This is a genomic window from Prosthecobacter gellanilyticus (assembly GCF_007992435.1).
GTDB lineage: Bacteria > Verrucomicrobiota > Verrucomicrobiia > Verrucomicrobiales > Verrucomicrobiaceae > Prosthecobacter > Prosthecobacter gellanilyticus.
Genome location: NZ_BKAG01000024.1, coordinates 22208 through 36307, shown reverse-complemented (window position 1 = coordinate 36307; position 14100 = coordinate 22208). Strand labels below are relative to the sequence as shown.

The following is a 14100-nucleotide window of genomic DNA, read 5'->3' as shown; positions in this document are numbered from 1 at the left end:
CGGGTCACCGGCTTCCAGCGGCCCACTTCACCGCATTGGTGAGAAGGGTCTTGTAGGGCTGAAGATCGTGCGTGCGCGCATCATGACCGAGAGCCATGCCGACGATCTTCGCTTTCGGATGTTCGGTGATCCACACGCTCGGATGCCCTGCCTTGTATTTGTCACTCGGGCTGGTCTCGGCCAGCACGGTGATCTTGGCGGTGCCGGGCGGGATGTTGGCCGGCTCGGCGTTCATGTAGTAGAGTTCGTCTTCCACATTGAAGCTCGCGGGCACGCCCGCCATCACCGGGTGATCGGCTTTCACAGCCTTCACATCGAAGGGATGGATCTTGTCATGGCCGCGTGAACCACCGCCGACGATCTGCGCATTCAGCTCCGGCCAGCCAGCATAACCATACCAGGTGCCAGGATGCAGCATGATGATGCCTTTGCCCGCAGCAGCGAAATCAAACAATGCTTTTCGATAGGCCGCCGTGTCGAAGAACTTCCGGTTCACGCTGATGATGGCCACATCTGCATTCGCCAGTTCGCTGGCCGCCTGATCGCGGTCCTCGGTGTAGTGAACACTGAAGCCTGCGGCCTTGAGCGTGGCCACATCGGTCTTGCCGAAGAACTCGGCGAAGTTGTGCGAGGAACCACCACCGATCACCAGCACCTTGGTCTTGCCTGCTTCCCAGTTTACGGGACTCACGGGGACAAGCGGGCCATCACCTGGGCCACCTGCCTTCGGCGCGTCTTCAGGTTTCATGTTCGCCGTTTCATCCTTCCTGCCCTTTCCTTTACCTTTGCCCTTGGCGGCAGGTGGCGGGCGCTTGCTCGTATCAGCACTGCCGGCGGCAGGACCTTTGCCTTCGATGTCAGCCGTGATCGCGGCAATGACCGGCGCTGTCTTGTTTCCAGCCGGGCTTTCAAGAATGAGCGTCTTCGCGATGCCCTTCTTCGTGAGTTCCAGGGTCACCAGGCGCATCTGCTGGCCTTCGGTAAGTTCCTCCTCCACCAAACGTGAGCCAGGAACTTCGGTGGGGCGGATGTAGTCGGAGAAGTGGACGCCGTTGATGAGGCTGAACTCCTCTTTCTCACCACTGTCATAGACCACGGTGGCTTTGACGGCAGGTTCCTCATCACGCACCGCAGGCCAGCCCCAGCCGGAGATGCCGCTGAGCAGCTGGAGGCGCTTTGCTGCCACATTCACTGGCACCGTCACTTTCGCGGAGAAGGTGTCGCTCTGGCTCTTCGGGGGACCGCCTTTGAGCACGATGAGGTTCGCACCGGTGGGACTCTTCGCCGCATCCTGGATGAAGAAGGGCACGCCCTGGATCTTCACGTTGCCGAACTTGCTCAGGCGAACCTGACCTTGGTTAGGCCCAGGACCGGCGAAGACGCCTTCGCGGCTGTCGGCGGTGAAAGCATCCGCCAGATGCAGGATGCGGAACTGCTTCATCGCATCACCACAGATGTAAGCCAGGATGTCACGCAGTGCATCAGGCCCCAGCGCATCCAGGCCTTCTGGCATCAGGCTGCGGCGGGTGTTTTCACGCTTGTCGATGTCGTTCTTGGAGATCTCACGCACACCCACCTGAGTGGCCAGCGTGACCGTGGCATTGTTCTCCGCAGTGATCACGCCTTGCAGCGTCTCACCTTTCTTCGTGGTGAAGTTGAAGGCCCAGAAGCTCGGATCGACCTCGCGGTTCGGATCCACAATGTGCACCAGCAGTTCAGCCGGACCATGCGCGCCCATGCCGGTTAGTTCAGGACCCACGGCCATGCCCACGCCATCCATCTTATGACAGACTGCACAAGCCGCGGTGAAGAGCATCTTACCATTCGCGGTGTTGCCGGGCTTCTCCACTTCAGGTGCCAGCTTGGCGATGATCGCATCCTTCGCTGCATTGTTGATCTGGAAGAGATCATTCGCGCGCTTTGCGATCGGCTTGTTCGGGTGTGAGCGCAGCCGGGCCACATCACCAGGGGAGAAACTCTCGGGTTTGATGGTGCCAGCCTTCACCGCATCGAGCAGGGCACTGGTAGCTTCGGGTCGCTTCATCATGGTCTCAAACGATTTTTGCTTGAGGCTCGGTGTGAGTGTTGGATATGCTATCGACAAGACCCTTCCAGCGACATCGCCATCCTGGTCTGAGAATGCTTCGATGATGGCTTCTTTGAGGCGTTCATCGACCTCGGGTTCCCAAAGACTGGATGCAACGCTATTGTAGAGTTTTGGCGTTAAAGCGCTAACTGACAATAGGTTTAAAACCGCAGCCGCACGACTGCCATGGGGGCCGCGCAACTCTGGGTCGTTCAAAGTTTGTTTCCAGTCGTTGATATGTTTGTTCACCAAATCGGCCAGTTCACCGGTTTTGGCCCATTTTGCGATCAGTGGGAAAGTTGTCGCTGCCACTGCCTGTTGATTAAGCAGCTTCTTCAAAGCATCCGTCAAATCGGGTGACATCGCAGGAGCCTCACTCACAGAAGTGGCGATGCCGCGAAGCACGACGTTCTTGATCACATCAGCCTTGCTGTCTCCGCTGGCACAAGCTGCGATGAGCTTCTCGGCATTCGCTGGCAGTGCAGCGGGAAGCAGTGCTCCCACAAATGAAGAGAGGGATTCAGCCGAGCCTGAAGACAAGGCCGCGATGATGACATCAGCAGGCTGTTCAGCCGCCGCAGCGATCAACGCGGAGCGAGTCCAGTCATCCTGGGCGGCTGTGAAATCCTTCAGGATCTGCTGACGACCCTTTTCGTTCTGCACTTCTTGTTTGGCCGCGTCATAGGCCTGCAGCGCCTTGCTGCCTTGGTTGCCCTTGGCTTCTGGCTTGTGACGATAAGCGGTGGCCGAAGGAGCTTTCGATTCCTTGTGGGTCACCTTCCAGATACGGCCATAATAATGGTCGCGGTCAGGGCGAACAGCGGCATTCGCAGGGCCATGAGTCGGGCCGCGCGTGTCGTTGTGGATCACTGCCTGGTTGCAGAAGTCGACCACATACAGCGCGCCATCCGGACCCGTGCGGACTTCGATCGGGCGGAACCACAGGTTCTTGCTGCGGATGAACTCCAGTTCCTCGCGGCCCGGCTCTTTCGCGGCCTTGTAGGTCACGCCATCGGGAGTGACGAAGCGATGGCTCACGATGTTCAGCGTCGGCTCCGTGGTGAAGTAGCTGTAGTTCCACTTCTGCGGCCAGGCGCCGCCTTCATAGATGGCGCAACCTGCGGCGGCAGTGTAGCTGCCGACATAGTCGATCTGCACATAGGCCTGCTGCTCCCAGTGCATGGCGGGATAAGTGTTCTCACGCTCCACCATGCCCTTCCAGGAGGTCACGCCTGGCAGCTTGCCTTTCGCCAAAACATACTCAGGAAGCACGGTGTGCAAGAGCACGATGCCGCTCGTCGGCTGGGTCCAGAAGACCTGGCCGTCATTGGTGATGTCGAGACCCCAGGTGTTGCCACCTTTGGAAGAATACTGCTCGATGGCGCTGCCATCTGGCTTGAAGCGCACCACACCGCTGCCGATGGGGCCGAAGTGCTTGCTGCCATCGCCCGAGGTCACGTCTTCGCTGCTGCTGTAGCCATGCGTGGCATAGACCCAGCCATCCAGACCCCAGCGCATGTTGTTGATGACGGCATGCGTGTCACGGGTGCCGAGGTTGGTGTAAACCTTTGTGCGCTTGTCAGCTTTGTCGTCGCCGTTCGTGTCTTCAAAGAACCAGATGTCTGGCGCGGCGCAGACCAGCACGCCGTTTTTGTAAAACACACTGCTCGTGGCGAGTTCGATCTCATCCGCAAACACGGTCTTCTTGTCCATGATTCCATCGCCATTGCTGTCTGACAGGATGGAGATGCGGTCCATCGGCTTGCGATCATACTGGCCGGGCTTGGAGGAACCGCTGTCCTTCCAGGCTTCCACATTCGACTGGCGCAGGCCATTCGGATACTCCGGTGTTTCAGTGACCCAGAGCCGGCCCTTGGCATCCCAGTCCACATTCATCGGCTTGTTGATCAGCGGCTCGGCAGCCACCAGGGAGAGATTGAACTCCGGATGCACTTCCAGGGCTTTTGGAAGCTCCTGCGGGCTGGGGCAGCCGCCTTCAGCATAACGCAGCGCGTCACCCAATTCGTTAGGCTTGCAGAATTCGTCCACGTTCTCGCGTTTGCCCGCCCAGGCGATGCCACGCAGGATGGCCGTGTGCAGGCCGACATGGCTGAAGTTCTTGTACCAGTGGCCGGGGATGCAGGTGAAGGCGCGGTATTTGTCCTTCTCATAAGTCCAGATCTGCGGCTGGATGTCATAGATGTTCACGCCCTTGTGCTTGGCCACGGCTTCAGCAGCGCGCGCCTGGGCTTCCTTGTTGCCACCTTTCACCTGTGGTGTGTTCGGCGTGTAGGCAGCGGCCAGGATCTTGGCTTCGGGGAGCAGATCCATGTCATAGTAGATCTCGTCATCGATATCGAAGTTGGTGATGTCCTTCGTGATCGGATTGTCGTGATCGGTGAAGTAGAGGCTCATCGGGGCTTCCAGCCACTTCGTCTGTCCAAACTTCCAGGAACCGCCGATCACTCCCTTGAACCAGTCATGGTCTTTGGAAACCGCACCCGCGTGGATCACAACGAGGCCGCCGCCACGGGCGAGGAACTCGTCGAGGTTCTTGCGCTCGCTGCCGATCTGAATGTTGCCGGCCTCTTGCGCGTGCAGAATGAGCACGTCGGTTTTGTCGAGCTGCTCCTTGGTCGGGAACTCCAGGCTGCCATCAGCCTTCGCTCCGCGTTCATTGAGCAGCGGCACCCAGTCCTTCAGGAATTGCGGGAAGTCGTGCGCTCCCGGCGCGTGGGATTTCTTCCCCGCACGGATGAAGACGCGCAGCGGCTCGGCCGCGGAAGCGGAGAGCATGGAGCCTAGCGCGAATAAAAGAAGGGTGGAACAGAGGCGTTTCATGGTTGGTGTCAGGCTATGCGAAACCAACGCATCGTGGAAAGCCCGCTTTTGCACGGCACGCTATCTGGGATACACATGGGGGAAAGATCCCTCAGCCATCACCCACCGGTGGAAGGCGCTGGCATTTGTCAGCCGCCTATCCACTATGCACCGCGTGAACCGGCATCTCGTCTTTGCATCTTCTATCTTCCTGTCTGTGGCAGCTTCAGCCCAGGAAAAACCAGCGGCCAAGCTGGAGCAGCTTCCCATTGGCCAGGCAGATCCTTTGCCTGATCACACCGCCACGCTGGCGAAAAAAGCCGCGGATGCCTTTGGCAAGCGTGACTGGGTAGCCGCCCGGGCCGCCTACAAGGAGATGCTCACCGTGGATGACAAGAATGCCCTCGCCTGGGCCAACCTGGGCGCCGTGGAGCAGCAGGCAGGCCGGACGAAAGAGGCCATCGAGTGCTTTGAGCAATCGGTGAAGCACAATGCCTCGGTGGCGCAGTCCTGGAATGCGCTGGGCCTGCTCTATTCCGAAAGGGGGGACACCTATCTGGCCATCTCCATGTTCACCCGCGCCATCCATGAAGACCCGCTGGATGCTCGCGCGCACAACTACCTCGCCATCACCCTTCGTGCCTTGAGCTGGCACACCGCAGCGGAATCTGAGTTGCAACGAGCCATCGAGCTGAACCCGCAGTATGGCATCGCGCATTTTAATCTGGCCCTCCTCTATGTGGATCAGAAGCCCCCGAGCATCGAGCTGGCGAAGCGCAGCTATCAGAAGGCTCTCGCGCTCGGTGTGGAGAAGGATGAGATTCTCGAGCGGAGGCTCAAGGAATGAGCTGGGATCTTCAGCCGCAGATCGACGACTGGCGCGCGCAGGATCTCTGGCGTGAGCTGAGGCTGGTGGAGTCGACGCAAGGTCCGGTGGTGAAAGTGGACGGAAAGGAGATGGTCAACTTCTCCTCCAACGACTACCTCGGTCTCGCGGACAGTGAGGTGCTCAAGCAGGCCATGCAGGAAGGTGTGGACTTTTACGGTGCTGGCTCGGGGGCCTCCCGTTTGGTCTGCGGCACCTTGAGACCGCATCGGGATCTGGAAGACGCATTGGCATTCTTCAAACGCACCGAGGCAGCGCTCACCTTCTCCAGCGGTTATGCCACCGCCATGGGCACCATCCCCGCACTCATGGGGCAGGGTGACACCATCATCCTCGACAAGCTCTGCCACGCCAGCCTTGTCGATGCATCACGCCTGAGTGGTGCCACGATCCGCGTCTTTCCTCACAACCATCTCGGCAAGCTCGAGAAGCTTTTGCAAACCGCTACGGGGCGTGTGCTCATCGTCACCGAGTCCATCTTCAGCATGGATGGAGATCGCTGCCCATTGGTGGAGATCGTGGCGCTCAAGGAGCGTCATGGTGCCTGGCTCATGCTCGATGAAGCTCATGCCGTGGGTGTCATTGGCCCGCAGGGCAGGGGCCTGGCGGCTGAGCTGGGGCTCGAAGGGCAAGTGGAGTTGCAGATGGGCACCCTCAGCAAGGCCATCGGGCTGAGCGGCGGCTATCTCGCGGCCAGTCGTCAGGTGATCGACTGGCTGATCAATCGTGCCCGAAGTTTCGTCTATTCCACGGCACCGCCACCCGCTGTCGCCCATGCGGCCCTTGTCGGTATCTGCGAGATCCTTCAGGGCAAAGACGGCGACACACGCCGCGGTCGATTGTGGAAGAATCTGGCCCTGCTGAAAAGCGATCCGCTGCCGACCAGCGCCATCGTTCCCTGGATCATCGGCGACGAGCAAAAAGCCATGGATATCAGTTCCCAGCTCCGGGAGGCAGGACTGCTCATCCCCGCCATCCGCTACCCCACCGTGGCTCGTGGCAGCGCCCGGCTGCGAGTGACCTGTACGGCGGGACATAGCGAGGCGCAGATCAGGCGGCTTCTGGCGGAGCTCGCCAAGGTCGGGCTTGGCGAATCCGCAGCCCCTGCCGAGGCGTAAAGCCTGTTCAAGGCAGGCCGTTCCGTTTCTATCTTTGAGGAATAGCAAAGTGCGGCCTGTCTCTTACGTTGGTAGACACGTATCCTCATGAAAAACGCCCTCAGCCTTTTGATCCTTATCGCCTCCCTCATGCCAGCCTGTGCGGAGGACAAACCCAATTCATCTGACAAAGACAAAGCCATGTCCAAACCCGAAGTCACCCTGAGCGAAGAAGAATGGAAGAAGCGTCTCACCGAGGAGCAGTATCGCGTGACCCGCACGGCCGGCACTGAGCGCCCGTTTGGCGAGGTTTATGAAACCTTCGAGAAGCAGGGTGAAGGCACCTACTACTGCGTGTGCTGCGGCGTGGAGCTTTTTACCTCCAAGGAGAAGTTCCACTCCGGCTGCGGCTGGCCGTCCTTCTATGATGCTTCCAAGGCCAAGAACGTGCTGGAGCGCGCTGATAACGCCCACGGCATGATTCGCGTGGAGACGGTGTGCAAGCGCTGCGGCGCCCACCTGGGGCATGTCTTCGAGAAGGAATCCGTGTCCGCGAACACGCCGACGAAGCGCCGCTTCTGCATCAATGGTGTGGCTTTGAACTATGTGGCTCAGGGCGGTCCGGCCCCCAAGCTCCTGGAACTCGGCTCAGCAGCCGTGGAGAAGAAAAAGGAAGAGGTGGCCAAGGAGGCTGGAGTCGAAGTCAAAAAGCCCTGATCAGGCCGTTGGTTTCGAGCGGCCCAGGGCGCTACAGCCCTGGGCTTGACGCTCCCGTCCGCCCCTCCACCTTAAGCAGGACTATGCCCGATTCTCAGACTGCGGCGGAAGCTCTGCTCCGCGCCTATTATGCGACCTTCAATTCCGGTGACCGCGAAGCGATGCTGGCCCTCCTCACCGAGGATGTGATCCATGACATCAACCAGGGCGGAGCCGAGGTGGGCAAGGATGCCTTTCGCGCCTTTCTCCAGCGCATGGACCGCAGTTACGCGGAGCAGGTGGAGGAGCTTGTGGTCTTCGCCAATGCGGATGGCACGCGGGGCGCGGCCGAGTTTTACATCCGGGGCAAATACCTCAACACGGATGAAGGTCTGCCTGAAGCCACCGGCCAGACCTACTGGCTGCGGGTGGGCGCCTTCTTTGACCTGCGTGGAGCGCAGGTGGCACGTGTGACGAACTACTACAATCTTAAGGACTGGTTGAAGCAGGTCGGGGCGGCCTGATCTGCCCACAAACGGCTCCGCATGTCTGCCGAGGCACATCATCATCAGCGGGACGCGCATCATGTGCGGCGGAACTTCGTGTGCCATGTGCTGGAAGGCGGTTTCTACATGGGGGGCACGGCCTTCCTCGCCCCTGAAAGCGTGCTGCCAAAGATGGTGCAGTCTCTCGGTGGCAAGCCCTGGGTGATCGCCGTCATGCCAGTGCTGCTGCCCGCAGCCTTTGCCTGCATGGGCTTGTTCATTGCACCGGTGGTGGAGCGGCTCACCCGCTTCAAGCCCTGGGTCCTGGGCTTCGGGCTGCTGCAAAGGCTGCCCTATCTGATCACTGGCCTCATCCTGCTCTTGGGCAAAGACGTGGATGAATGGCTTCTGCCCTTGGTCGTGCTGACACCGGTCGTCTCTGGTCTCATCGGCGGCCTCAATGTGGTGGCCTGGATGGAAATGGTGACCCGCATGGTGCCTGAGAAGGTCCGCGCGGCGGGCTGGTCCGCGCGCTACATCATGCAGGCCTGTCTGGCCGTGGGGGCTGGCATGGTGATTCATTGGGTGCTGACTCACATCCCCGGTCGTCAAGGTTATGCCTGGCTGCATCTCGCGGCCTTCGCACTGCTCTTCCTGTCCTGGGTATCTCAGCTCCCTATGCGTGAGCCGATGGGGCATCCAGAGCCACCGCGCACCGCGCGTCTGCCTTACCGCGACTATCTCCGCAGCCTGCCTGCGCTCTTTGCTGCCCAGAAGCATCTGAAGAAGCTGGTGTTCGCCCGTTTTCTGGGCACGGGCTTCTTGATGCTGGTGTCTTTCCTCACCATCCATGCGCTGCACGTCACCGGCAGGCCGGAGGCGGATGAGGGCCACTTTGTGACTTCGCAGGCTGTGGGCACGGTGCTTGGCAGCCTCATCGCTGGGTGGGTGGGCTACTTCCGCGGCGGCAAAGTCCTCATGCTGGCTTCCCGCATTGTTTGTTTGGCCCTGTGCGGCTGGGTCATGTTCAATGCGAACTTCTCCGGCTTCACGATCGCTTACTTCGCGCTCGGTTTAGGACTCTTCATTGACCGGGTGGGAGATCTCACCTTGGCCGCAGAGCTGTGCCCAGTGCAGCGTCGTTCCACGCTGCAGGCCATGCTCAGCTTCTGCAATGTCTTCTCGTTGCTGCTTTCCAGCTTCATCGCAGGTCAGGTATATCGGATCACTGAATCTTTCCACATGGTGGCATGGCTGGCCGGAGCCTGCGCGATCGGCTCCATTCTTGTACTGCTGCGCATCCCGGAGCCACGCGATGCCCACGTGGCTCCGGTGCCGGACACTGAGATCTGAAGAGTGGAAAATCCTTATGGACTCAGCGTTTTAAGCTCAACCAAACCTGAACGCATCGGTGAAGTGGTGGGCGTGGTGGCTGCTGGCGTCTGCCCAGGCAGGGCTTCCGGCAGCTTGGCAAGGTTGAAGTGTCCGAAGCCCTTGCCGAGACGCTTCACCACGACGCCGAAGTAGTTGGCGGTGCGGTTGAGCTTCTGACTGGTCTGCAAGGGATTGGGGTCTGCCTTCAGCGTGAAGGCTCCTTTGATTTCGCCCGTGGCCGCATTGAGGCTCAGGGTGACGGTGCCTGGGTTTTGCGCCGCAGGCGGCATGGCAACAGCGTTGGAAGGAGACTTGATGCGCAGAGACTGCGTAAGAGGGGCGCCCCCGGCCGTGACTGATGCTTCAACTCCAGCGCCGGTGAAGACGATCTGCGCATTGTTCGTGGCGCTGGCATCACTGAGACCCGTGAGTGGAATCAGGCCAGTGGGTTTCGGCCAGGCGCTGCCCTCAATGATGAGATTATGCAGGGAGATGCCTGTCTTGTAGCTGCGGGTGGTTGACTTGGCTGGCTGCGAATTTTTGAACCAGGTCAGGTTCTGGCCAGCGAGATTGTCCAGCAGGTTGTTGGCCGGAGTGGCGTTGTCTGCGGTGACTTTTGTCCAGCCCTGAAGTGACCCAGTGTTCGTGTAAAGCATAACGTGGAGAGGGATCTCCCCGTTGGGGCCCATGGTGGTGCTGCAAGTCATAGTCGTGGCATCAGCAAGCTGGCCTTTCCAGGTCACAATGCCAGTCTTCGTGATGGTGAGGAAGCCATAACCCTGTCCCGGCGGAATCGTGGACGAACTGCTCGTCGGGCGCACGATGGCGGTGAAGGGATGCGTGGAGTGCGCGGTGGCCGTCTCACCAGGAGTCTTGCCGCTCCATGAATTGCGCCATGCGCTGACATCAGCACTGCCATACTCACCCTCATCATTGTCACTGAGGGTGCCTGTGAGCTCGCCAGTCGTGCGGTTGATGGTGATGGAGAGGGTCAGCGTGACGGTGCCGAATTTCACGGGAATCTGAGCCGTGGCGTTCGCGCCTGCCGTGGCATTGAGAGCGCCTGTGGTGAGCGAGTAGCTTTTTCCTGCCATGACCACTTTTCCAGAAACCCCGCCACCGAGAGTCGTGGTGAGATTCAGCGTTCCGCCGTACTTCGAGTTCATATCCGTGCTGCGCGCCACCAGACCATTGAAGACACCGACGAGCGGCGTGTCCAGCGCGGCAACGTTAACAGTGACCTCCACAGGAAGCGCGGCACCGGCGCTGTTGGAGGCGGTGATCTTGACCTTGAAGGGGCCTGACTTGGTAGGCTTGCCACTGATAGCCCCGGTGGTCGTATTATAGGTTAGCCCAGTGGGCAGGTTGGCGATGACATACTTCGTGGGCCGATTCTGGAGCAGAGGATCCAGAAAGGTGATCAGCTCAGTGATTTGGGCATCCACGCTGCCGCTGACAATCCACGGCAGGTTAAATTCAGGGACAGCGGCAATCTGCGGTGGTGACTGGACCTTCGCGGCGATGATTCCAGTGGTGCGCTCAAAGGCTCCGAGCTTCACGACGCAGGTGTAGTTGTCCTCATCGGCGGCGGAGAACTTGGCGATGCTCAGCTTGGCGGTGTCGACGCCGGTGGCACGGCCTCCCAAAGCGTTTTTCACCAGGATCTGGCCGCCCTTATACCACTGGAAGGTCAAGCCCGGGCCAGCTGCGGGCACTGGGATGACGAGTGTGGCCAGCGCCTTCCCGCCGACGACCTTGTCCGTGGTATCAATGACCGCAATCTTGGCCAGCGGTGTGGACGTGGCGGTGCCGTACCCGTTAGTGACCTTCACCGCATACTCACCGGCTTGGGCCAGCGTGATGGCATTGAGGACCAAGTTCGGACCCTGGGCGTTGGGGATGGGTGTTGTCTTCTTCAGCCACTGATAGGTCAAAAACGGCGTGCCTCTGACGACGGGCGTCAAAGTCAGGTTCGTGCCCTGCACAACGAAGTTGCTGGCAGGGGGAACATCAATGATGGGAGGCGAAGGAGTGGTGAAGCTGTTGATTGGCGTCTCTGAGGTGCCGGCGCTGTTGCTGGCGATGGCGCGGTAGTAGTACTGCGTCCCCGGAGTCAGGCCGGTGAGGGGGACGAGTATGGTCTTCGCTGCCGTGCCATTGGGTGGCGAAAGGGGGATGCTCTTAGTCGTGCCAAACTCCTGGGTGGTGCCGTAGTGCAGCGTGGCGGTGGTGGTGAGTCCCTTGGGATTGACGGTCACCGCGATGGAGACGCTGGTGGTCTTGGGAAGAGTGCCTCCAAAGATATCGACCAGCGGCTTGTTGGAGGACGCCGTGAGTGTGGCCTTGCCGAAGCGGCCAAAGGGCACGTTGCCGGCAGCAATGAGCGTGGTGCCAAAGTAGGCTTTGGTATCATTGATGATGATGGAGTTCACGGACGGTTCTGGCAGCCCGACTCCCACCAAGTTTTCGGCGACGGCCTCCCAGGCGGTCCCATTCCAAGCAGCTACATACTGGGCAGGGCTACCGCCAGCCGAGGTGAACCGGCCACCGATGAAAAGATTGCTGCCGCTCTTGGTGAGAGTGGTGGGGGGAAAGAAACTCGTTCCCGCACCCAGGGCCGACCACGCGCTACCGTTCCACTTGGCGACGCCATTCACTGTCACACCACCTGCCTTCTCGAATTCGCCCACCACATACAGGTCGCTGCCATCCACCAGGAGGCCCTCGGCTTCATAATCCAGACCCGTGCCCAGAGCTGACCAAGCGGTGCCGTTCCATTTGGCGATGTTCTTGGCTGCCCCGCCTCCTGCCATAGTGAAATTGCCAGCCACGAACAGGTCCGTGCCCATCACCGCCAGGCTGGTCACATAGCCGGAACTGCTGACGCCGCTGCCCAGAGCTGACCAAGCGGTGCCATTCCATTTGGCGACACAGTTCACCGTCGTTCCACTAGCGGTGTTGAAAAAGCCTGAGATGTAGAGGTCACTGCCGATCTTGACGATGTCGGTCACGGAGCTCCCGACCCCGTTGCTCAAAGCCGTCCAGTTCACGCCGTCCCATTTGGCGATGTTGTTCACGGCGAGGCCGCCCGCGAGATTGAAAGAACCTCCCACATACACATTCGCACCGTCCACCAGAATGGCTGACACGGAGGCCGAGCCAAAACTCGCCTGGGGCCCCGTTACTCCCAAGCCGGAGCCAAGGGGACTCCACGTTTCCGCTGTCTTATCAAAAAGCGCGATGCCATTGGCGATGATCGGGCCTGCCGTCACAAAACTGCCGCCGACATAGATGTGCGTGCCGGTGTCCACCATCGCATTTACGCTGCCGCTCAGGCCTTTCCCGCTGGTGATAGCCTCCCAAGCGCTGCCGGTCCAACGTGCCACCTTGGAGGCTGCCGCCGTCCCTGCCGTGGAAAAGGTGCCGCCTGCGTACAGGATGCCGCCATTGAGGACGCTGACGCTCAAGACATCCCCGTTGGTGCCAGCACCCAGCGCGCTCCAGGTGCTACCGCTCCACTTGGCCACGTGACTGGCCGCCACGCCACCCGCCGACGTGAATTCCCCGCCGACGTACAAGTTGCTGCCATCCGAGGTCAGGCAGTAGACGGTATCATTCGCGCCACCGCCGACCCCCGAGAAAGTGGTGCCGTTCCACTTCATCAGGTTGTCACTGCCGAACTGCACCGTGCCCGCACGGCTGAAATAACCGCCGACATAGAGGTCGGCACCCATCACTGCGAGACAATAAGCCCGCCCACCGCCTCCAGACAGGCCGTCTGGATGCAGAGCTTCCCAGGTTGATCCCGTCCACCTGGCGATGTTGTTGCAAGTGACACCACCTGCGGTTTCGAATTCGCCAGTGATATAGAGATTGGATCCCATGACCGCGAGAGCTTTGCCGCTACCCGAGAAGCCGACGTCGGCTAGCCCCGTGCCCACTGCTGACCAGCTCGCACCGTTCCAGCGTGCGATGGAGTTGACCGTCACTCCTCCCGCTGTGGTGAATGAACCTGTTACATACACCTGGCCGTTAAACTGGGTCATGTCACTGACAGCCGGCGCAAATCCGCCGGCGATCCCGGTGCCGAGTGCCGACCACGTAGTGCCATTCCATTTGGCGATGTTGTTCACCGTGGTGGTGCCAGCCGTAGTGAAAGTACCGCCTACATAAAGGTCAGGCCCGACGAACAGGATTTTGTTTACCGCTCCATTGGTGCCCCCAGGCAACGGATGCCAGGTGGAGTCAGACTTATGAAAGCGTACAATGAATGCGGCCTTGGCAGTCCCGATCGCACGGAAGCCACCAGCGTAGTAGATGTCCGTGGTTGTTTCCGCCATGGTGTAGACTTGGAAGTCAGCGCCCGGCACGTTGAAGCTGGGGTCCCAGGTCGTTTCGAAAGCTTGAGCCCGAGGTGAAAACCACAAGCCACAGGTAGTCAGCAGAATGGCGAAGAGAGGCTGAAAAGCCCGGGGGAAGACATGCGTAACCATAGGAAAGGCAGGGGTTTGTTGACTGACGGGGGACACCACAGCTTTGAATACCGCAACGGCATCCAGGCATTTCGTTCGGCGCAGCAGAAGGTCGGCCGAAGTTCGGGTGCTTCTTTCCTAACCTTCTCTGCTAGTTTTTTATACCCATGCGCCTGGAAAACAA

Annotated in this window: 7 protein-coding genes; 5 read left to right on the top strand and 2 right to left on the bottom strand. The window is 59.9% G+C overall.

All coding sequences use genetic code 11. The annotated features are described in order from the left end of the window. Window positions 1-4: 4 nt before the first annotated feature. Window positions 5-4927 (bottom strand): PVC-type heme-binding CxxCH protein, encoded by a 4923-nt coding sequence (locus BGE01nite_RS16425; RefSeq protein ID WP_146851574.1) that lies wholly within the window; start codon window positions 4925-4927, stop codon window positions 5-7. A 145-nt stretch (window positions 4928-5072) separates the two neighbouring features. Between BGE01nite_RS16425 and BGE01nite_RS29030 the strand changes: the two genes are divergently transcribed. From BGE01nite_RS29030 to BGE01nite_RS16400, 5 genes are all read left to right on the top strand, one after another. Beyond that, window positions 5073-5753 carry a tetratricopeptide repeat protein gene (locus BGE01nite_RS29030; protein ID WP_170266837.1) on the top strand — a complete coding sequence of 227 codons (681 nt, stop codon included), beginning with the start codon at window positions 5073-5075 and terminating at the stop codon, window positions 5751-5753. Then, window positions 5750-6910 (top strand): aminotransferase class I/II-fold pyridoxal phosphate-dependent enzyme, encoded by a 1161-nt coding sequence (locus tag BGE01nite_RS16415; protein ID WP_146851572.1) that lies wholly within the window; start codon window positions 5750-5752, stop codon window positions 6908-6910. The genes BGE01nite_RS29030 and BGE01nite_RS16415 overlap by 4 nt, the downstream gene beginning before the upstream one ends. 87 nt (window positions 6911-6997) lie before the next feature. Then, window positions 6998-7606: a peptide-methionine (R)-S-oxide reductase MsrB gene (gene msrB / locus BGE01nite_RS16410; RefSeq protein WP_218033008.1), complete on the top strand. Its 609-nt coding sequence runs from the start codon at window positions 6998-7000 to the stop codon at window positions 7604-7606. An 83-nt stretch (window positions 7607-7689) separates the two neighbouring features. Beyond that, window positions 7690-8109, top strand: a complete 420-nt coding sequence (locus tag BGE01nite_RS16405) for a ketosteroid isomerase-related protein (protein ID WP_146851571.1) — start codon at window positions 7690-7692, stop codon at window positions 8107-8109. A 21-nt stretch (window positions 8110-8130) separates the two neighbouring features. Further along, entirely contained in the window at window positions 8131-9423 is a 1293-nt protein-coding gene (locus tag BGE01nite_RS16400; RefSeq protein WP_146851570.1) for an MFS transporter, read from the top strand. A 14-nt stretch (window positions 9424-9437) separates the two neighbouring features. On the opposite strand, the gene BGE01nite_RS16395 is transcribed toward BGE01nite_RS16400, so the two are convergent. Then, window positions 9438-13871: an immunoglobulin domain-containing protein gene (locus tag BGE01nite_RS16395; RefSeq protein ID WP_170266836.1), complete on the bottom strand. Its 4434-nt coding sequence runs from the start codon at window positions 13869-13871 to the stop codon at window positions 9438-9440. Window positions 13872-14100: the final 229 nt, after the last annotated feature.